At 55.5% G+C, this 245-nt stretch carries 1 protein-coding gene; it reads right to left on the bottom strand.

The features are described 5' to 3' along the window. Nucleotides 1-31 precede the first annotated feature (31 nt). A complete protein-coding gene (locus ACCD03_RS25615; RefSeq protein WP_413413295.1) occupies nucleotides 32-229 on the bottom strand; it encodes a hypothetical protein in 198 nt (65 codons plus the stop codon). Nucleotides 230-245: the final 16 nt, after the last annotated feature.

The raw sequence follows: 245 nt of genomic DNA, 5'->3' as shown, positions 1-245 counted from the left end.
CCTCGAAATCTATTTGCCGCGCACGTAGCGTCTAAAAATCTAAAAAGTCCAGCTTGATCGGCTTGCGCACCTTGAACGAAAACTCTCCACCCAGCAACCCCCACGACAGATGGGTTTCGATCATCTGCAGATCCGCAGCAGGGTGTGGATAGGATGCTGGCTCGAGGATGCGAGTCACCAACGCTTCTGGTGGCTGGGTGCATGGAATGGTGGTGGCTTGTTCGGCCATACGCGGGCTTCACCTC

The organism is Ralstonia sp. Ralssp135, from assembly GCF_047304345.1.
Lineage (GTDB): Bacteria > Pseudomonadota > Gammaproteobacteria > Burkholderiales > Burkholderiaceae > Ralstonia > Ralstonia chuxiongensis.
The sequence above is the reverse complement of the archived record's forward strand: the minus strand, read 5'-3'. Positions and strand labels throughout refer to the sequence as shown.

What these genes read in the sequence shown, in the direction of transcription:
- ACCD03_RS25615 (WP_413413295.1), bottom strand. Translation starts at nt 229, where the DNA reads ATGGCCGAACAAGCCACCACCATTCCATGCACCCAGCCACCAGAAGCG.